Below are 18,726 nucleotides of genomic sequence, written 5' to 3'. Positions count from 1 at the left end.
CGTCAGGTGGCGTCACAGGGCGGCCACGACCTCGGCGCCGAAGCGCCGGACGCTGTCCATGGCCGCGGCGAACCCGCCGCCGGGCAGCACGACGCCGGCCCAGGTCACCCCGACGTCGCGCAGGCGGGCCAGCTCGTCGAGGCGTTGCGCCGGCGACCACCCGTTTGCGAGCACGCCGGCCGGCGTGGGGGCGAGGATGTCGATCTCGGCCAGCGTGCGTCCGTGGGTGTGCAGGCGGCGTTCGAGCTCGCGGATGCGGGCGGCGAGTTCCGCGGTGGAGGTGATCGACGCCGTGCGCGCGCTGCGGGCGAGCTGCGGGGAGCCGACGAGCGCGGCCCAGCCCTGGCCGAACCGGGCCACCCGGTCGAGCGCGAGCCCGCTGTTGCCGCCGAGCCACAGCGGGGGGTGCGGACGCTGCACCGGCCGGGGCAGCATGGCCTGCCCGGTGGCGTGGAAGTGCCGGCCGGCGTGCTCGACGACGTCCTGCGTCCACGCCTTGCGCATGACCTCCACCGCCTCGTCGAACAGCTCGTTGCGCTCGTCGGCGTCCACGCCGAGGGCGGCGAACTCGGAGCGCAGGTAGCCGGTGCCCAGTGCGAAGATCGCCCGCCCGCCGGAGAGCACGTCGACGGTGGTCATCGACCGGGCCTGCAGCAGGGGATTGCGGTACGGGACGACCGTCAGGTGCGTCATCAGCCGGATCCGTCGGGTGACGGCCGCGCAGAAGGTGAGCGCCGCGAACGGGTCGAACGTCTCGTGCCCGCCCGCCNCCAGCCACTTCGCGCTGGGCGCCGGGTGGTCGGTGAACGCCAGCGCGCCGAAGCCGACCTCCTCCAGCGTCCGCGCGAACGTCGCCACGTTGTCCGGGTCCAGCCACCCGGCGTCCGGGTCGCTGCGGACGTTGTACTCGGCCATGAAGCGCATCAGGGCCGGCCCGCGGGCGTGGTCTCGGTGGGCTCGCTGGTCTCGGTGGGCTCGGTGGGCTCGCCCATGTCGAAGTCGTACTGGAGTGGGATGATCCGCTCGTAGGGCAGCAGCGCGAGCGTCTCGTGGGCGCCACCGTGGGCGGGGAAGCGGCCGGTGAGGCGCTGGCGGTCGCGGACCGCGGTGAGCCCGGCGAGGACCTCGGCCGCGGGCTGCGCGCACAGCAGGACGTGCAGCACCAGGTCCTGCTCGCCGGTCTCCACCGGTTCGAGCTGCAGGGTTCCCAGCAGGCCGGGCAGCTCATACAGGTCGTCGCGCTGGGTGCGCTCCCACCAGTCCAGTGCCGCCGGGCGGCCGCCAGGGCCGGCCCGGCCGATGCTGACGACGACGCCCTGGTGGGCCAGGTGCGGGACCGCGTCGGCCGCGACGTCGATCGACGGGCGGGTGTGCGCCGCGGTCAGCCGCCACCAGCTCGTGAAGACCGGGCGGCCGTGCCTCCAGAAGCGCCCCGCCCGGGTGATCGCGCGGTCGGTGTCGCGCCAGCCGGCGAACGCCTGCTCGGACATGAAGTCGAGCGGGCCGCCGAACAGGTACATGGTCGCGTAGGGCGGGTGGCCGTGGGTGAGCTCGCCCGCCAGCGCCCCGGGCGTGGCCCGGGTGGCGGGGGTCGCCACGTAACGCCGGCCGGCGACGACGTCGGCCTTGGCCACGTGCTCGGGCAGGTGATCCAGGTCGTACCAGCGGTTGTACTCCTGGGTGTACCGCGCCGGGATGTCCAGCAGCGCGAGTGCGAGACCCGTGATCTTCACATCGTCCCTCTGACCCGGCATCCGCCGGCTCGCTCAATATCCCTACATCAGCTTACGGAGCTCATTCATCTAACTTTATTGCTGGGATGCTGTCCACCGATGCCGCGGCGGGGACGCCGTAGGGGGAGGGATGCCCGGGCGCGGACCGGCGCCTCGCCGTGTGGCCCGCTGGTCCCGGCGCCGCCCGGTCTGGCTCGGTGCGGCCTGGCTTGGCCTGTCCCGGCACGGGAGGCCTGCGGGCCGGGGGACTTGGCGGGTCGGGCGCGGCTCCCGGCCGGGCCGGGTGGGACCCGGTGCCTGGGTGGGACCTGATGTCTGGTGGGACCTGATGTCTGGTGGGACCTGATGTCTGGTGGGACCTGATGTCTGGTGGGACCTGGTGTCTGGCGTGGCCAGACTCGGGCATCGATGACGGAGAGTCGGCTCGAGCGTATAATTCTGTGATTCTTCTAACCATTTGATCGCGCCGACCTTCCGGGGTGGCGCGGCCGCAGGCCCTAGAATGAGCCGGGGGGAATCGCGCGTCGACCGGCGCGGCTCGGGCGGGCGGCGCGGGAGTGTCGCGAGCCGCTCGGGTCCCCGGACCGGCCCCGGGGTGGCCGGCCCCCCGGGGCCGGGAGCCGGAGGGCGGCGACGCGGGCCGGTGCGGATGGGTTCCGCTGCGGTTGGTGCTGACGTTAAAGATGTAGAATCCACAATTCCGCTAGACGATTTTGGCCCAGGTCGGCTCCCGGACGCCGCGGCTGCGCCCCGCTCGTGGGCAGGCGCCGGGGGAGCCGCAGAGACGAGGGATGACGGCTGTGACGACCGCCGGTATACGCGTACCCAAGGCGGCTGAGCTCGTGGCTGCGACGATTCGCCGCCAGATCATCACCGGCGAGCTCCTCGAGGACCACCTCCTGCCCTCGGAGTCGGCCCTCATGGAACAGTTCCACGTCAGCCGTCCGACGCTGCGCGAGGCGTTTCGCATCCTGGAGTCGGAATCGCTGATCACCGTGCGGCGCGGCGTGCACGGCGGGGCCCGGGTGCAGATCCCCAACGGCGACGTCGCCGCCCGCTACGTCGGCTACGTGCTGGAGTACCGCGGGACCACGATGGCGGACGTCTACCGGGCCCGGGCGGAGGTGGAGGCCCCGCTGGCGCGGCTGGTCGCGGCCTCGGCGACGCCGGAGAACATCGCCCGGCTCGAGGAGTGCCTCGCCAGGGCCGAGGCGCACCTGGACGAGCCGTCGGCGTTCATCGTGCACGACGAGGAGTTCCACCGGCTGATGGCGGAGCTCGCCGACAACCAGACCCTCGCCGTGATGCTCGACATGATGTACCACATCGTCGGCACCGCCCGCCGGCGCTACGCGCTGAACGTGGACCAGGGGCAGACCCGCAAGGAGACCGTGGAGGTGCACCGCAGCCACGTGCGCCTGGTCGACCTGATCAAGAGGGGGCGGCCGGACCTCGTCCACCGGCTGTGGCAGCGGCACCTCGACGAGGCCACCCGCCACTACCTGGAAGGCCCGCTGGCCACCACCGTCGTGGAGATGATGAGCTGAGCCGCGCCCCCTCGGCGGTGGGCCCGGTCCGCGGCGGGCGGACCGGGCCGACGCCGAGGGTCAGGCGGTACCCGGGGCCGGGGAGCCGGGGTCGGGTTCCACGGTGCCGAGGTAGGCGGCCTCGAGCTGCTGCGGGTCCCGGGCGAGCGCGGCCGCGTCCCCGCTGAGCGTGACGTCACCGTGGACCAGCACGATCGCCCGGTCGGCGACCTCCAGCGCCAGGTGCACGTGCTGCTCGACGAGCACGACGACGGCGCCGGTGTCGTCGGCGATGCGCCGCACGACCGGCAGCAGCTCCTCGACGATCACCGGGGCCAGGCCCATGCTCATCTCGTCGACGAGCAGGATCCGCGGGTTCTGCACCAGGGCGCGGGCCACGGCGAGCATCTGCTGCTCCCCGCCGGACAGGGCGCCGGCGTTGACCGACAGGCGCCGCTTCAGGGCCGGGAACACCTCCAGCGCCTCGCCGACGGTCGGGCCGCCCCGGCGGCGGGCGATCGTGAGGTTCTCCCGGACCGACAGCCCGGTGAACAGCGCCCGGTCGTCGGAGACCAGCACCATCCCCGCCCGGCTGGTCGCGGCCGGGCGGGCGTTCGGCAGCGGCTGCCCGTCGACGAACACCTCCCCGCCCAGGCGCGGCAGCAGACCGGCGAGGGTCGTCATCAGCGTCGTCTTGCCGGCCCCGTTGGGACCGAGGACGGCGAGCACCGAGCCCCGGTCGAGGTCGAGGTCGAGGCCGCGGACCACCGGCACCCGGCCGTGGCCGCAGACTAGGCCGCGGGTGCGCAGCACCGCGGTTCCGCCGGCCGCGTCCGGGTCGGGCCCGGCCGGGTCGGGGCCGAGGGAATCCAGGGTCGTCGTCATGCCGGCACGTCCTCCGCGTGGGTGCTGCCCAGGTAGGCCGCCGCGACGCGGCGGTCGGAGCGGATCTCGGCAGGTGATCCCGACGCGATGACCGAACCGAAGTTGATCACCTCGATGCGGTCGCACAGGCCGAGGACCAGGCTCATGTCGTGGTCGATGAGCAGGATGGTGACGCCGCTGTCGCGGATGTCGCGCAGCCGTTCGCCGAGCCACTGGCTCTCGGTCGTGTCCAGGCCGCCGGCGGGCTCGTCGAGCAGCAGGACCCGCGGGTTGCCGGCCAGGGCCCGCGCGATGGAGATGAGCTGGCGCTGGCCCTGGGACAGCTCGCCGGCGGGCCGGTCGCGCACTCCCGCGAGCCCCAGCAGCGCCAGGGTGTCCTCGACGTCGCGGTGCGCGCCGCCGCCCCGCCCGCGTAGGGCGGTGGTGCCGACGCTGACGTTCTCCGCGACGGAGAGGTCCTCGTACAGCTCGATGGCCTGGAAGGTGCGCCCGAGGCCGGCGCGGACGCGCTCGTGGGGGGCCAGGCGCTCGACGGGCGTGCCGGCGAGCTCCACCGAGCCGGAGCAGGAGACGAAGCCGCTGATCGCGTCCATCAGTGTGGTCTTGCCGGCGCCGTTCGGGCCGATCAGCCCGACGATCGCCCCCTCGGGCGCGGCGAACGAGACATCGTCGACGGCGACCACGCCGCCGTAACGGACGGTCAGCCCGCGCACGGTCAGCACGTCGGGCCCGAGCACCGGGGCCGGACGCACCGGGGCCGGGCGCGTCTGCGCGGGCACCGGGGCGGCCTGCGCGCCCAGCGCCGGCTCGCCGAGACCGCGCCGCCGGTGGCGGTCGGCGTAGGAGTGCATCGGCCCGACGATGCCCTCCGGATTTCCGACCACGGTGAGGACGACACCGACGCCGCTGAGCACGTCGTACCACAGGCCNGTGGAGAGGATCTTGTCGATGATCAGGTAGGACAGCCCCTCGACGGCGAGGAAGCCCGCCAGCACGCCGCCGGACACCGACGTGATGCCCGCGATGTACACGGTGGTGAACAGGGCCAGCCCGGAGAACGCGCTGACCGGGTCGAAGGTGATGTTGCCCTGCTGGTAGCCCACCAGACAGCCGCCGATGCCCGCGATGAACGAGGCGATCGCGAACGCGACGATCTTGATGCGGGTGACGTTGATGCCGGCCGCGGCCGCCGAGCGCTCGTTGGCCCGCACGGCGAGCATCTGCGAGCCCAGCCGGCTGGTGCGCAGCCGGGCCACGGCGAGCGCGGTCAGCGCGAGCACGACCAGGCACAGCAGGCCGAAGCGCACCCGGGGATACGACGGTCCCGAGCCGATGCCCAGGTCCCAGCCGAACAGCGACGGGCTGGGGACGTCGACGCCGCTGCTGGGCACGATGTCGCTGTTGCGGAACCAGATCGCCTCCAGCGCGTAGGCGAGCGCGAACGTCACCACCGCGACCGTCAGCCCCCGCACCCNCAGCGCCGGCAGGCCGATGACCACGCCGAGCACCATCGCGAACAGGGCCGCGACGAGCGGTGCCACCGGGAACGGCAGGTGCCAGTCGTCGGTCAGCGGGCCGACGAGGAAGCCGGCGGCGCCGGCGAGCGGGAGCTGGGTGAGCGAGACCTGGCCGGCGTAGCCGGTGACCACGACCATCGACAGCGCGATCACCCCGAACACCAGGCTGGTGATGAGCGCGGTCAGCCACTGCCCGGAGAGCACGAACAGCCCGATGACGGCGATGGCACCGAAGACCACCAGGTTCAGGCGGATGTGCGCCGGTCGGGGGGCGCGGCCCAGCGAGCTCAGGATGACCGCTCCGCGTTCCGGCAGCGCGCGGGCGCGGGCGACCAGCACGATCAGGATCAGCACGAGCGGGATCAGCTCGGGTAGCCCGGAGGAGGGCAGCCAGTGATGCAGGCTCTCCAGGTGCTGCGTCTCGGACTGCAGCATGCCGATGGCCAGCCCGCCGACGACCGCCGGGACCAGGTACTGGAACCGGCCGAGGATGGCCGCGGCGAGCGCCGGCACGATGAACAGCGTGTAGGCCACGGGAACCAGTGGCACGATCGGGGCGATGAGGATGCCGGCGAGCCCGGCGACCAGGGCGCCGATGATCCAGTTCAGGGCGGCGATGCGGTCGGGCGAGAGGCCGCTGAGGTAGGCGCCCTTCTCGGTCTCGGCCGCGGCACGTGTCGCCAGGCCGAACCGGGTGAACCGGTACAGCGCGCCCAGCGCCAGCGCCACGGCCAGGATGGTCAGCGCGAAGTAGACGCGGTCGGACGCGACCCGGAAGGAGCCGTGCGTCCAGAGCCTGGACGGGTAGATCGGCTCGACGGACAGCGGGGTCGTGCCGAGCCGGGCGGCGGTGAGACCGGTGAAGACCACCGACACGCCGATCGACGCGACGGCCCGCGCGACCGGTGGGGCGGTCCGCAGCGGCCGGAACACGACTAGGTACAGCAGGAGCCCGAGCACGCCGGTGATCGCCAGGGAGAGGGCCATCGCCGCGGCCAGCCCGAGCTGCGAACCCAGGTCGACGGTCTTCGGCAGCCCGGGGATGAGGATCATGAACTTGCCCTGGCGCAGCAGGGCGTAGGTGTAGGCCGCGTAGAGGGCGAGCCCGCTGGTCGCGAAGTTGACGACCCCCGAGCTGCGGTAGGTCACCACCAGCGCGAGGGCGAGGGCGGCGAACACCGAGCCGTTCCCGATGCCCAGGCACAGGAAGACCAGATGCTGAACCATGTCCGTCCTTTCGACGCGCACCCCGGGTCGGCCGGGGCGCACCGGCTCCGGGCAGCGGGCTGCGGGAGTCGGCGCGGGCAGGCGGGGGCGATCGGGAAACCGCAGGAGCCGGGACTGGTCGACGCCGCCCGCGGATAGCTATGACTGAGTTAGAGGAATTTACCGCATCTTGTGGGATGAGTCACGAAGATCCTTTGCGGGGTCGACCGAGGTTCACGCGCCTGACCAGCGGGTACGCTGACGCGGCCACTCGTCCATCGAAAGAGGAATCAATTCATCTAACTGAAGCGTAGGATCATGTCATCTCATGATCGAGACCCTGGTCGGGATGACGTTCCTGCGGGTGGAGGCGAGCTTGCCCGGGAGTGGCGACTGTCCGTGCTCGCGATGCTCCGGCGGGCAAGGGTCGGTGCGCGGGGTAAGGGTCGGGGTGAGCGCTCGGCCCGCGGGGTCGGGTGGGTGCGCGCTTGTCTTCGGTCGGCGAACTAATTAGGCTAATTATCCAACGGAAACCGGGGCCACCGGGGCTGTAGCGCGGCCGGCGCAGCGGCGCGACCGCCGGCTCCCGTCCCGGCGCGGGCGACGAGCCGCGGCGAAGCGGCCTGGCCACGGCGACGGACGCCGGGGCGCGTCGCGAGCCGGGGAAGAGGAGACATGACAGGCATCATGGAAGGCATCCAGGTCGTCGAGCTGGCGGCGTGGACCTTCGTACCCGCCGCCGGCGCCGTGCTCGCGGACTGGGGTGCCGACGTGATCAAGATCGAGCATCCCGAGACGGGCGACCCGCAGCGCGGCCTGATCGCCTCCGGGATGCTCGCCGGCCTCGACGGGGTCAACCATCTCATCGAGCAGTGCAACCGCGGCAAGCGCAGCATCGGGCTCAACGTCGCGACCCCGGACGGGCTCGACCTGCTCTACAAGCTGGTGGAGGGCGCCGACGTCTTTCTCACCAACCTGCTGCCGGACTCCTGTGAGCGCCTCGGCGTCGGGGTCGAGAAGATCAGGGAGGTCAACCCGGACATCATCTACGCCCGCGGCCACGGGCAGGGCGCGCACGGCCCCGACGCCAACCTGGGCGGCTACGACGTCGCCTCCTACTGGGCCCGCGGCGGGATCGCCTACGCGCTGGCGTCGCCGGACTCCTACCCGCCGTTCATGCGCCCCGCGTTCGGCGACTACACCTCCGGGTTCAACCTGGCCGCCGGGGTGGTCGGCGCGCTGTTCCACCGCGAGCGCACCGGCACCGCCAGCACCGTCGACGTCTCCCTGCTCGCCTCGGCCATGTGGGGCATGTCCCTCGATGTCGTCGGCTCCAAGATCCTGGGCCAGCCGACGATGCAGCGCTTCGACATCTCTGAGATGCCGAACCCGCTGACGAACGTCTACCGGACCGGCGACGACCGCTTCCTGTGGTTCTCCCTGTTGCAGGCCGACCGGCACTGGCCGGAGTTCTGCACGGCGCTCGAGCGCCCGGACCTGCTCGCCGACCCCCGCTACGTCGACGCGAAGTCCCGCTTCGACAACCGCCGGGAGTGCATCGCGACGATCCGGGAGGCGTTCGCGGCCCACCCGCTGGCCCACTGGGAGGAGCGGTTCAGCAAGATCGAGGGCGTCTGGTCGGTGGTGAAGTCCCCGCTGGAGCTGCACGACGACCCGCAGGTACAGGCCAACGGCTACGTCACCGAGGTGACCAACGCCGCCGGGATCAGCTACGCCCTGGCCTCGACCCCGGTGCAGTACGACGACCGGGTGCCGGCGCTGAGCCCCGCGCCAGAACACGGCGAGCACACCGAGGAGATCCTGCTCGAACTCGGCCTCGACTGGGAGCAGATCATCACCCTGAAGGAGAAGTCGGCCATCCTCTGACCGCGGCAGTCCGGAGACTCACCGGCAGTCCGGAGACTCACCGGCAGTCCGGAGACTCACCGGCAGTCCGGAGACTCACCGGCAGTCCGGATTCCCCGGCAGTCTGGATTCCCGGAGTTAGGAGAACAGCGTGCCCACGCAGATCGGTGACCGGCTCCGGTTCGGGCCGACGATCCTGCCCCCCGTGACCGAGGTCGAACGGCAGTCGACGGTGGTGGTCTCCTTCGTCACCACGCCGGCGGCGGCCGCCCACCTCCTGCCGCCCTGCTTCGAGCCGGCCGAACGCCCGGTGCTCAGCGTCACCTACCAGCAGCTCGACAACGTCGACTACATGCGGGGGCGGGGCTACAACCTCGTCAACGTGGCGGTGACGGCGGTGCTGGAGACCGCCGGCGGCCCACTGACCCGGTCGTGCCCGGTGGTCATCTGGGAGAACAACACGATGCCGATCATCGCGGGGCGGGAGCTGCACGGCAACCCGAAGATCTATGGCGACGTCTCCGGCCTCACCCGCGACGGTGACACGGCCGCGTGGGACTGCCGCGAGTACGGCTCGCTGCTGCTGCGCGGCGAGATCGGCGAGCTGCGCCCGCTGCCGGCCGACCGGCTCGCCCGGGTCAACCGGGCGTCGGTGGACTCGGAGATCTTCGGCTGGAAGTCGATCCCCGGCCGCGATGCCCCGGACGCCGACTACCCGACGCTCATCCACGGCTCGACGTCGTTCGAGCAGGGCTGGAGCGGGGTGGGGCGGGTCGAGTTCGCCACGCCCACCGACGACCAGGCCCCCTACTCCGCGGTGGTGCTGCGGGCGCTGGCCGCGGTCCCACAGGTGGAACCGCGCCCGGCCTTCGTCGGCGTCGGCTCCGCGAAGCTGTTCCGCAACCGGACCGAGCGGCTGGCCTGACCAGAGCGGCTGGCCTGACCAGAGCGGCCGGCTGGCCGCCCTCGACGCACCGCGGCCCCCGTCTCCCACTCCGGGTCTTCCAGGAGGGGAGACGGGGGCCGTCGGCGTGCGGGCCGTCAGGAACGCGGGAAGCGGTACAGGGTGCGCGCGTTGTCCTCGACGATCTTCGCGACCTCGTCGTCGGGGATGTCCTTCATGAGGTCGGCGGCGATCTTACGGCTGTTGGGCCAGGTCGAGTCGGAGTGCGGGTAGTCGATCTCGAGCATGATCCGGTCGATGCCGATCTCGTGCCGGTTGCGCAGGCCGCTCTTGTCCTCGATGAAGCAGCCCCAGAAGTGCTTGCGGAACAGGTCGGACGGCCGGGTGTCGAAGTCGATGTCCTTCTGGTACCAGCGGTGCTTCTCCCAGGTCTGGTCGGTGCGCTCCAGGATGTAGGGCAGCCAGCCGATGCCGCCCTCGGACAGCGCGAACTGCAGCTTGGGGTGGCGCTGCAGGACACCGGAGAACAGCAGGTCGATGGTGGTCCACATCAGGTTGGTGGCGAACGAGGCGATCGCGACGGCGAACGGCGCGTCCGGCGCGGTCAACCCGCCGGGGACGGGCTTGGCCGCCGCGAAGGAGAACCCGGGCACGAAGGAACCGGACCCGAAGTGCAGCGAGACCGAGACGTCGGTCGCCTCGCAGACGTCCCACAGCGGTTCCCAGTGGTTGCTGTGGAAGGAGGGCAGGCCCAGCGGGACGGGGCTGTCCGGGAAGGACACCGTGCGCGCGCCCTTGGCCGCCGTCCGCTCGACCTCGGCGACGCAGGCCGCGACGTCCCACACCGGCAGCAGCGCGAGGGGGATGTAGCGGTCGGGCGCGGCGGCGCACCACTCGTCGACCATGAAGTCGTTCCAGGCCTGAATGCAGGCGAGCGCCAGCTCCTTGTCCTGCGCCCGGTGGAACACCCCGCCGGCGAAGCCGGGGAACGACGGGAAGCACAGGGCGGCGTGGACGCCGTCGACGTCCATGTCCTTCAGCCGCGCCACCGGGTCGTAGCAGCCGGGGATCATCTCCTCGAAGCGCATGGGGTCCACCCCCCAGTCCCGCGGCTCGCGCCCGGCGACGGCGTTGAGGCCGATCGTGGGGAACACGACGCCGTCGTAGACCCAGACGTGCTTGCCGCCCTGTTCCTCGATCCGCGGTGTGCGACCGTCGAACTTCGAGGGGAGTCGATCAAGCCAGACCCGGGGGTGTTCCACGAGGTGGTCGTCGACGGACACGATCTGGTGACTGTCCCGCAGCGGCATGGCTTCTCCTCCTATACGGCTGTAACCGACGTTACATCAGTTCGTGCACTCGGTGTCAGATTTCCGGCGTCGGGCCGCTGACCTGCGGGTTTGGTGNGGACGCCCCGCAGCCGCCGCGCTCCTCCGCCGCGCCCCGTGACTGGGTCGCCGCCCCACGATCAAGTATCGCCTTGTGACCGGATCGTTGCGGCCTGCGCCGGTGGGGGTCGAGTTCGACGGCAGGCGGGGCCGGCGCGCCCATCTCCCTCTTGCTGATTTACCTCAGTCGTATCCTTAAGCTATATTCCGCTGGCGCGCCGGACCTGTGTGCTGCCCGGTGCGCGGGACCATCCGCGCAGCACGCACAGGTGGGGAGGACGTTCGGATGCGACCGCGCACTCGATGGCGACAGCGGGGCGTTTGTGCGCTCGGGATGTCGGCGGCACTGATGGTCAGCGCGGCAGCGTGCGGCTCGAGCGGCGGTTCGAGCGGCGGGTCCAGCCCGGGCTCGACCGACTCGGCCGCCGCGCAGTCGTTGGGGCCGTCGAAGCCCGCCACCGGCGACGAGTTAAAAATCGGCTTCATCACCGACGGCTCGGGCACGACGCTGGACAACTCGACCGAGGTGGCCGCGGCGCAGGCCGCGACCTCCTACGTCAACGACTACCAGGGCGGGGTCGCCGGCCACCGGCTGTCGCTGACGGTCTGCAACACCAAGCAGACGCCCGCGGGCGCCACCGACTGCGCCAACCAGATGACCGCCGCCAAGGTCCCGGTCGTGCTGATGAACAACTCCGGCAACGTCACCCCGGTCTTCAAGGTGCTCAGCGCGGCCAAGGTCCCGCTGGTGCTCGACATCAACGGTGACGAGTCCACGCTGGGCGCCAAGTCCGGCGCCTACATCCTGGTCAGCCCGCTGACCGCGGCGCTGGCCGGGCCCGCCCAGGTCGCGAAGGACGCCGGGGCGAAGAAGGCTGCGATCTTCGTGCTCGACGTACCGGGCGCGACCGGCCCGGTGAACTCGCTGGACAAGATCTTCTACGCCAAGGCGAACGTCGGCCTGACGATCCAGCCGATCCCGCCGGGCACCGCGGACGCGACGCCGCAGGTGCAGACCGTGCTCGCCGGCAAGCCGGAGCAGGTGAACCTCGTCGGCGACCCGACGTTCTGCACCGGCGTGCTCAAGGCGCTCAAGACGCTGGGCTACTCGGGCAGCATCGTCCTGCAGTCGCAGTGCGTCAGTCCGGGGGCGGCCGCCGGCATCCCCGGCGGCTACGACGGGATGAAGGTCGTCAGCGGTCAGACGACGAACGTCGCCGACCCGGAGTACAAGCTGTACCTGGCGGCGATGAAGAAGTACCAGCCCGACACCGACCCGACCGCCAAGAGCCTCACCGCCGGCGGCTGGGTGGTCACGCTCGGCTTCAGCCGGGCGATGGCCGGGCTGACCGCGCCGGTCACCTCCGCCGGGGTCGAGAAGGCGCTCGCGACGATGCCGAAGACCAAACTGCCCCTCGGTGGCACCGCGACGTTCCAGTGCGACGGCAAGCAGGTCTCCATCACCCCCGCGGTCTGCTCCACCGGCGGGCTCGTGCAGACCCTCGACGAGAAGGGCAAGCCGACGTCGGAGCAGCCGCTCGACGTCTCCAGCGTCCTGCCGTAGCGGGCCGGCTGACCCGCGTCGAGCGCAAGACGCCGAGGCCGGTCGGGGTGTGACGATGAGCCCCGACCGGCGCGGCAGGTGGCCGAGGGAACGCGGGGCGACCGGGGAACCGAGGGTCCAGCAACAGACTGCGGGGCGGCCGGGGGACGGCGGGGCGATCGAGGGACTGGAGGGATCGAGGGACATGGATTTCGCGTTCACCGAGGACGATCGCGCGTTCGGCCGGCGGTTCGCCGAGCTGCTCGACGAGAAGCTGCCCGCGGACTGGCAGGGCTTCTTCGCCGAGGACCGCGAGGCGCTGGCCTTCACCCGGGAGTTCTGCCGCGACCTCGGCCGCGCGGGCCTGCTCACGGTGAGCTGGCCGCAGGAGTACGGCGGCCAGGAGGCCGGGCTCTGGAAGCAGACGCTGCTGCGCGAGCTGATGACCGCCAGCGGCGAGCCACGCGGACCGCAGTACATGAACCTCAACTACATCGGCCCGCTGATCATGAAGTTCGGCACCGCGGAGCAGAAGGCCCGCTTCCTGCCGCCGATGGCCCGCGGGGAGGTCATCTGGACCCAGGGGTTCTCCGAGCCGGACGCCGGCTCCGACCTCGCCGCGCTGCGCACCCGCGCCGTCGACCATGGCGACCACTTCGTCGTCACCGGGCAGAAGATCTGGTCCAGCTACGCCGACTCGCCGGCGGACTGGAACCTGCTGCTCGTGCGCACGAATCCGGACGCCGGCCGGCGCCGGGGGATGTCGGTCCTGCTCGTCGACATGACCTCGCCGGGGATCACGGTGCGCCCCATCGAGAGCATGGGCGGCTGGCACGAGATCAACGAGGTCTTCTACGACGAGGTCCGAGTGCCGCGCGACTGCCTGCTCGGCCCGCTCGACGAGGGCTGGGGGGTGATCGGCTCGGGGCTGACGCTCGAACGCATCGGCATCCCCCGCTACGCCCGCGCCCAGCGCGTCGTCGAGCGGCTGTGCGACCACGTCCGCGAGACCGGCCGCGCCGCCGAACCCGACGTCCGCCAGAAGCTCGCGGACCTGCGGGTGCGCTGCGAGGCGGCAAAGCTGCTCGCCTACCGGGCGATCTCGCTGGTCGCCGCCGGGGCCAACCCGGCCGCCGAGGCCTCGACCGCCCGCATCCACGCCACGCTGCTCGAGCAGGCCGTCGGGCACGTGGGCCTGGAGATCCTCGGCGCGAGCGGGCGGCTCGGTTCCCCCGCCGAACAGCACGCCCCGCTGCACGGGCTGGTCAAGCAGCAGTGGGTGCACAACATCCCGGCGACGATCGGCGCCGGAACCCTGGAGATCCAGAAGAACATCGTCGCCCAGACCGCCCTCGGTCTGCCGCGGTCGCGCTAGTCGCAGAAGGAGGTGGCGGTATGGATCTGACGTTGACCGCCGAGCAGCGCCTGCTCGCGGACACGGTACGGGACCTGGTCGAGCGCGAGTGCCCGCCGGAGGTCGTCCGCGAGATCGAGAAGTCGGAGCGCGGCTACGGCGACGGCCACTGGAAGACGCTGGCCGGCCTTGGCCTGACCGGTCTGCTGCTGCCCGAGGAGCACGGCGGCGCCGGGCAGGGAGTGCTGGACCTGGCGGTGGTCGCCGAGCAGCTCGGCTGGGCCGCGATGCCCACCCCGCTGCTGACCTCGGCCGTGTTCGCTGCCGGCCTCATCGACCTCGCCGGCAGCGCGGCGCAGCGGGCCCGCTGGCTGCCGGCGATCGGCGCCGGCACGGCCATCGCCACCGTGGCCGTGCTGGAGCCGGGCGCCCGCGACGAGTGGGGCGCACCGGACGCCGCCCTGACCCCGCACGGCGCCGGCCACCGGCTGACCGCCACGAAGATCCTCGTTCCGTATGCGCACGTCGCGGACGTCCTCGTCGTCGTCGTGGAGGTCGCCGGCTCCGTTCCAGGCGCCGACGCGCCCACCCCAGAGGCGGATGCGCCCACCCCAGGCGCGGATGCCGCTGCTGGCGCCGGTCCGGGCGGCGGGCGCGGCCTCGTGCTCGTCGACCCGGCCGCACCCGGGGTGACCCTGCGCCGCCAGCACGACGGCGGCGGCGAGCCGGTGTTCGAGGTCGTCCTGCGCGACGTCGAGGTGAGCGCCGCGGACCTGCTCGGCACGCCGGCGGCGGCCGGCCCCGCCCTGGCCGCGGCGCTGGACCGGATGACCGTGGCGAGCACGGCCTACGCGATCGGCGGGGCGCAGCGCGCCCTGGACCTCAGCGTCGAGCACGCCCGCAGCCGCCGTCAGTTCGGCCAGCCGATCGGCGCGTTCCAGTCGGTGGCGCACCGCTGCGTCGACATGCTCACCGACGTGGAGGCCGCCCGCTACCTGTGCTACCAGGCCGCCTGGAAGCTCGACGCCGTCCGGACGGCCGACGCCGCCGGGGAGCCCGCCGCCGGGGAGCCCGCCGCCGGGGAGGCCGAAGGCGCCGGAGAGCCCGGCACACCGGACGCGGCGGATTTCGAGGTCGCGGCGGCGAAGTCGTTCGCCAACGACGCGATCCGCCGGGTGTTCGTCCACGCCCACCAGGTGCACGGTGCCATCGGCTTCTCCATGGAACACGACCTGCAGCTGCACTCCCGGCGGGGCAAGACCTTCGAGCTGAGCTACGGCGGGTCGACGTGGCACCGGGAACGCGTCGCCCGCGCCCTGCACCTTTGACTGCCGCACCTGTGATCGTCGCGTCCGTGATCGTCCCCGGCCGCCACCGGCTCGGGGCCAGGCAGGCAGAACCATCGAGAGAGGGGTCACCGTGTCGTCGATGAAGGTGGGAGTCCTGCAGGACTTCCTGATGCCGCCGGCGTCGCAGCAGGTCATGCTCGACGCGCTGCGGCTGGCGTTCGACGAGTCCTATGNCGACGGCGAGATCGACCGCCCCGTCGAGCTGGTGTTGCGGGCCGTCGACGGCCTGCCCCGCGGGACGAGCTTCGACGTGCTCAACGCCTGGAAGGAGCTCGAGGCCGAGGGGGTCCTGGTGATCTTCGGGCCGTGGGCGTCGGACAACGTGCTGGCGATCCGGGGCTACGTCGAGGACGTCGGCCACATCCCCACCCTGTCGATGAGCGGCACCGACCGCTGGTACGGCGAGTGGTGCTTCTGCATCAACAACGGCTCGTTACCGGAGGAGCCGTACCTGCTGTCGAACTACCTCGGGGTGCGCGGCGTCGAGTCCGTCGCCGTCGTCTACGACAAGTGCGTGCCGGGGGAGGAGTACACCCGGTTCTTCCGCGACGCCTGCGCCTTCGACGGGGTGAAGATCGCCATCGAGGAACCGATCAACATGCTCGACACCGACCTGAGCCCGGCGCTGGCCCGGCTGCAGGCGTCGGGCGCCGACGCGATCGCCCACCTCGGCTGGGGGCTGACCGCGACCCACCTCAACACCGCCCTGGACGGCACCGGCTGGGATCCGGTGAAGGTGATGAGCTCGGGATTCATGGCGGCGCCGTTCCTGCCCGGCGGACTGAAGAGCATCGCCGGCTGGGTCGGCGTCGACCAGTACGACGAGGACAACGTCGTCGGCCAGGACTTCCTCGACCGGTTCGAGGCGCGGTTCGGCTACCGACCGGCGAACTTCTTCTCCGTGCTGTGCTACGACTTCGGCGTCGTCATCGCCCGCGGCCTGTCGAAGGCCACGCCGCTGTCGCCGGACGGCGTGAAGGAGGGCCTGGAGAAGGTGAAGATGGTCCCCGCGGCCACCGGCGGCCCCGGCGGCGTGTTCAGCTTTGGCCCACACGCCCGGCGCGCCTGGTTGACGCCGCACTTCATCGTCCTGCGCGAACCGGACCCCACCGCCCAGGTCGCCGACCTCACCAGCGGACCGGGCAGCATCCTGCGCCACCGCTACACCGCCCGCTCCCGCAGCGAGCGGCTCGGCACAGCGCCCACCCAGTGACGGAGCGCATCTAGTGACGGAGCACCTCAGTGAGGGAGCGCACCCAGTGACGGAGCGCACCCGGTGACCGGGCGGCGAAGCGGGGCGTCGGTCGGATGAGCGAGCACTTCCGGCGCGAGCTCGACGACGGCGTCCTGACGATCACCTTCACCCGCGACGACAAGCTCAACGCCGTTAGCGCCCCGATGCTGGCGGCGCTGCGCGGCGCCGTCGCCGACCTCGGCGACGACGACGCCGTCCGGGTGCTGGTGATCACCGCCGAGGGGCGGCACTTCACCGCCGGCATGGACATCACCACGATCGACACCGGGATGGGCTTCGAGCCCGACGGCAGCGTCAACGGCCGGTCGGTGCGGCGCACCTACCGGGCGCTGCACCTGCTCATGGACGAGATCGAGGCGATCGAGAAGCCGGTGATCCTCGCCGCGCAGGGACCCTGCCGCGGCTTCGGCCTCGAACTCGCCGTGTCGTGCGACTTCCGCTTCGCCGCGCCGCGGACCACCTTCGCCCTGCCGGAGGTGCCCAACCTGGGGGTGCTGCCCGGCTCCGGTGGCATCAGCCGGCTGACCCGGCTCGTCGGCCCGCACTGGGCGCGGTGGATGGCGATGGCCGCCCGCCCGGTCGACGCCGAGCGGGCGCTGACGATCGGCCTCGTCCACGACGTGTTCGCGGACGAGCAGTTCGCGGCGGGCGTGCGGGAGTTCGCCCGCTCGCTGGTCGCGCTGTCCCCGCAGGCCCTCGGCCTGGCCAAGCTCGCCATCGACGCGGCCGCCAGCGTCGATCGCACGACCGCCCGCGACTTCGACCGGGTCGCCAACACCCTGCTGCTGACCTCCCAGGAGCACCTGGCCAAGGTGCGTGCCTTCCAGCAGCGGGCCGCCGCCCCGCGCGAGTAGCCCGCCGCACCCGATCGCCCACCGAACCTGATCGAGGGGAACGAGGAGATGGATCTCGGTTTACGCGGGAAGGTGGCGGTCGTCACCGGCGCATCGAAGGGGATGGGCCGGTGGACGGCGGTGGAGTTCGCCCGCGAGGGCGCGGACGTGGTCGTCGTCGCCCGCGGGGCCGAGGCGCTGGCGAGCGTCGCCGGGCAGATCGAGGCGCTCGGCGTGCGCGCGCTGGCGGTGCCGGCTGATCTCGCGACCGCGGCCGGCACCGAGGAGCTGTTCGACCGGGTGCGCGGCGTCTTCGGCGGCTGCGACATCCTGGTCAACACCCTGGGCAGCGACGAGTACGACTACCTGCCCCTGGCGGAGACCTCCGACGAGCTGTTCCGGGCGCATCTGGAGATTGGGCTGATGGCCGGGGTGCGGACCTGCCGGGCGGCGATCCCGCTGATGCGGGCCCGCGGCGGCGGCGCGATCGTCAACCTGGCCGCCATGTCGATCCGCAAGCAGTACCCGACGATGGTCGCCTACACGGCGGCGAAGGCGGCGCTGGCGAGCGTGTCGAAGAACCTCGCCCGCGCCCTCGGGTCCGACGGCATCCGGGTGAACACCGTCTGCCCCGGGGCGATCCTGACCGAGGGCGTCCGGGAGAAGATCGAGCAGTTCGGGCCGGGCCGGTGGGTCGCGCCCGACGCCCTGGCCGCCTCGGTGGGGGCGCCGAGCACAACGGAGGCACCGACCACCGAGGAGGCCTTCCTCGCGATCTCCCGGGACATGGGCGGCGCCGGCCGCGGCCTGGTACCCGACCTCGGCCGCCCCGGCCGCCCCGAGGAGATCGCCGCCGCGATCGTCTTCCTGTGCAGCGCACGCGCCGGCTACATCACCGGTGCCCTGCTCAACGTCGACGGCGGCTCCGACTTCTAGTGCAACGTTCCTCAAAGGAGGTACACAAAGCGGCGGCGGAGTGTGCGGGTCGGTGNGGCGGGGCGTCCCCAGATCCAGGGCTTGGCGTGGGTGTTGAGTTGGGTGGTGGCCAGGTTGACGGCGTGGGTGATCTCGTCGGGGTCGGCGAAGGTCTGGCCGGCGAACGCGGCCCGGCGTAGGAGTCGCCACCAGCCTTCCTGCAGGTTGAGCCAGCAGGCCTTCTTCGGGATGTACACCTGCTGGATGCGCGGGTGGTGGGCCAGCCATTGGCGGACTTTCCAGCTGGTGTGGGTGGTCAGGTTGTCGGTGACGACCCGGATCGGGCCGCGGGGATTTGCTCGGGCCAGCTGGGTCAGCAGCTCGATCCAGCCGTCGCTGTTGCGCGCCGGGGCGCAGTAGGTGACCTCGGCGCCGTCGTGGATGCGTAGGCC

General features: G+C 72.0%; 13 protein-coding genes and 6 pseudogenes. 10 read left to right on the top strand and 9 right to left on the bottom strand.

The features are described from left to right. Nucleotides 1–12 precede the first annotated feature (12 nt). From UK82_RS20490 to UK82_RS20485, 3 genes and pseudogenes are all read right to left on the bottom strand, one after another. Nucleotides 13–769 (bottom strand): annotated as a pseudogene (locus UK82_RS20490) (TIGR03619 family F420-dependent LLM class oxidoreductase); the annotation flags it as partial. Nucleotide 770: 1 nt separating this feature from the next. Beyond that, nucleotides 771–915, bottom strand: a pseudogene (locus UK82_RS39025) (LLM class F420-dependent oxidoreductase); the annotation flags it as partial. 8 nt (nt 916–923) lie between these two features. After that, nucleotides 924–1,754 (bottom strand): hypothetical protein, encoded by an 831-nt coding sequence (locus UK82_RS20485; RefSeq protein WP_236706213.1) that lies wholly within the window; start codon nt 1,752–1,754, stop codon nt 924–926. A gap of 821 nt (nt 1,755–2,575) precedes the next feature. Between UK82_RS20485 and UK82_RS20480 the strand changes: the two genes are divergently transcribed. Beyond that, complete coding sequence (locus UK82_RS20480; RefSeq protein WP_236706212.1) at nt 2,576–3,280, top strand: FadR/GntR family transcriptional regulator; 705 nt, start codon at nt 2,576–2,578, stop codon at nt 3,278–3,280. Nucleotides 3,281–3,340: 60 nt separating this feature from the next. Here the strand turns inward: UK82_RS20480 and UK82_RS20475 are convergent, their stop codons facing one another. From UK82_RS20475 to UK82_RS39010, 4 genes and pseudogenes are all read right to left on the bottom strand, one after another. After that, nucleotides 3,341–4,144, bottom strand: coding sequence for an ABC transporter ATP-binding protein (locus UK82_RS20475; protein ID WP_044884940.1), 804 nt, complete (start codon nt 4,142–4,144; stop codon nt 3,341–3,343). After that, nucleotides 4,141–5,073 (bottom strand): annotated as a pseudogene (locus tag UK82_RS39020) (ABC transporter ATP-binding protein); the annotation flags it as partial. The pseudogene UK82_RS39020 and the gene UK82_RS20475, both read right to left, overlap by 4 nt. A 1-nt stretch (nt 5,074) precedes the next feature. Then, nucleotides 5,075–5,618: pseudogene (locus tag UK82_RS39015) on the bottom strand (branched-chain amino acid ABC transporter permease); the annotation flags it as partial. A 1-nt stretch (nt 5,619) separates the two neighbouring features. After that, nucleotides 5,620–6,888, bottom strand: a pseudogene (locus UK82_RS39010) (ABC transporter); the annotation flags it as partial. Between the two features lie 654 nt (nt 6,889–7,542). On the opposite strand from UK82_RS39010, the gene UK82_RS20465 reads away from it, so the two are divergent. Together UK82_RS20465 and UK82_RS20460 are read left to right on the top strand one after the other, a co-directional pair. Next, the gene (locus tag UK82_RS20465; protein WP_044884938.1) at nt 7,543–8,754 is read left to right on the top strand and encodes a CaiB/BaiF CoA-transferase family protein; all 1,212 of its coding nucleotides are present in this window, start codon (nt 7,543–7,545) and stop codon (nt 8,752–8,754) included. 130 nt (nt 8,755–8,884) lie between these two features. After that, entirely contained in the window at nt 8,885–9,658 is a 774-nt protein-coding gene (locus UK82_RS20460; RefSeq protein WP_044884937.1) for an acetoacetate decarboxylase family protein, read from the top strand. 116 nt (nt 9,659–9,774) lie between these two features. On the opposite strand, the gene UK82_RS20455 is transcribed toward UK82_RS20460, so the two are convergent. Then, the gene (locus tag UK82_RS20455; RefSeq protein WP_044884936.1) at nt 9,775–10,947 is read right to left on the bottom strand and encodes an amidohydrolase family protein; all 1,173 of its coding nucleotides are present in this window, start codon (nt 10,945–10,947) and stop codon (nt 9,775–9,777) included. Between the two features lie 427 nt (nt 10,948–11,374). Between UK82_RS20455 and UK82_RS20450 the strand changes: the two genes are divergently transcribed. The 7 genes and pseudogenes from UK82_RS20450 to UK82_RS20425 all read left to right on the top strand — a co-directional run bounded on the left by UK82_RS20450 (nt 11,375) and on the right by UK82_RS20425 (nt 18,295). Beyond that, the gene (locus tag UK82_RS20450) at nt 11,375–12,589 is read left to right on the top strand and encodes an ABC transporter substrate-binding protein (protein ID WP_236706211.1); all 1,215 of its coding nucleotides are present in this window, start codon (nt 11,375–11,377) and stop codon (nt 12,587–12,589) included. A gap of 184 nt (nt 12,590–12,773) precedes the next feature. Beyond that, nucleotides 12,774–13,943, top strand: coding sequence for an acyl-CoA dehydrogenase family protein (locus tag UK82_RS20445; RefSeq protein ID WP_044884934.1), 1,170 nt, complete (start codon nt 12,774–12,776; stop codon nt 13,941–13,943). Nucleotides 13,944–13,963: 20 nt separating this feature from the next. Then, nucleotides 13,964–15,250, top strand: coding sequence for an acyl-CoA dehydrogenase family protein (locus tag UK82_RS20440; protein WP_055408786.1), 1,287 nt, complete (start codon nt 13,964–13,966; stop codon nt 15,248–15,250). 100 nt (nt 15,251–15,350) lie between these two features. Continuing rightward, nucleotides 15,351–15,444 (top strand): annotated as a pseudogene (locus tag UK82_RS41600) (hypothetical protein); the annotation flags it as partial. Between the two features lies 1 nt (nt 15,445). Then, nucleotides 15,446–16,484 (top strand): ABC transporter substrate-binding protein (locus UK82_RS20435; RefSeq protein WP_236706210.1); only part of this gene is annotated, 1,039 nt, incomplete at its 5' end. 95 nt (nt 16,485–16,579) lie between these two features. Beyond that, entirely contained in the window at nt 16,580–17,380 is an 801-nt protein-coding gene (locus UK82_RS20430; RefSeq protein ID WP_044884931.1) for an enoyl-CoA hydratase/isomerase family protein, read from the top strand. Nucleotides 17,381–17,428: 48 nt separating this feature from the next. Beyond that, nucleotides 17,429–18,295 (top strand): SDR family NAD(P)-dependent oxidoreductase, encoded by an 867-nt coding sequence (locus UK82_RS20425; protein WP_044884930.1) that lies wholly within the window; start codon nt 17,429–17,431, stop codon nt 18,293–18,295. Between the two features lie 56 nt (nt 18,296–18,351). Here UK82_RS20425 and UK82_RS20420 read toward each other — a convergent pair. Next, on the bottom strand, nt 18,352–18,726 hold a 375-nt coding region (locus tag UK82_RS20420), incomplete at both ends, for a transposase (protein WP_236706209.1).

It is taken from the genome of Frankia sp. ACN1ag, from assembly GCF_001414035.1.
Lineage (GTDB): Bacteria > Actinomycetota > Actinomycetes > Frankiales > Frankiaceae > Frankia > Frankia torreyi.
Note: the sequence above shows the minus strand (reverse complement) of the source record. Positions and strands in the feature narration are given on the sequence as shown.

Excerpts from the sequence above, each read along its gene's own strand:
- UK82_RS20485 (WP_236706213.1), bottom strand. The coding sequence starts at position 1,754 with ATGCCGGGTCAGAGGGACGATGTGAAGATCACGGGTCTCGCACTCGCG.
- UK82_RS20475 (WP_044884940.1), bottom strand. The coding sequence starts at position 4,144 with ATGACGACGACCCTGGATTCCCTCGGCCCCGACCCGGCCGGGCCCGAC.
- UK82_RS20465 (WP_044884938.1), top strand. The coding sequence starts at position 7,543 with ATGACAGGCATCATGGAAGGCATCCAGGTCGTCGAGCTGGCGGCGTGG.
- UK82_RS20455 (WP_044884936.1), bottom strand. The coding sequence starts at position 10,947 with ATGCCGCTGCGGGACAGTCACCAGATCGTGTCCGTCGACGACCACCTC.
- UK82_RS20450 (WP_236706211.1), top strand. The coding sequence starts at position 11,375 with ATGGTCAGCGCGGCAGCGTGCGGCTCGAGCGGCGGTTCGAGCGGCGGG.
- UK82_RS20445 (WP_044884934.1), top strand. The coding sequence starts at position 12,774 with ATGGATTTCGCGTTCACCGAGGACGATCGCGCGTTCGGCCGGCGGTTC.
- UK82_RS20440 (WP_055408786.1), top strand. The coding sequence starts at position 13,964 with ATGGATCTGACGTTGACCGCCGAGCAGCGCCTGCTCGCGGACACGGTA.
- UK82_RS20430 (WP_044884931.1), top strand. The coding sequence starts at position 16,580 with ATGAGCGAGCACTTCCGGCGCGAGCTCGACGACGGCGTCCTGACGATC.
- UK82_RS20425 (WP_044884930.1), top strand. The coding sequence starts at position 17,429 with ATGGATCTCGGTTTACGCGGGAAGGTGGCGGTCGTCACCGGCGCATCG.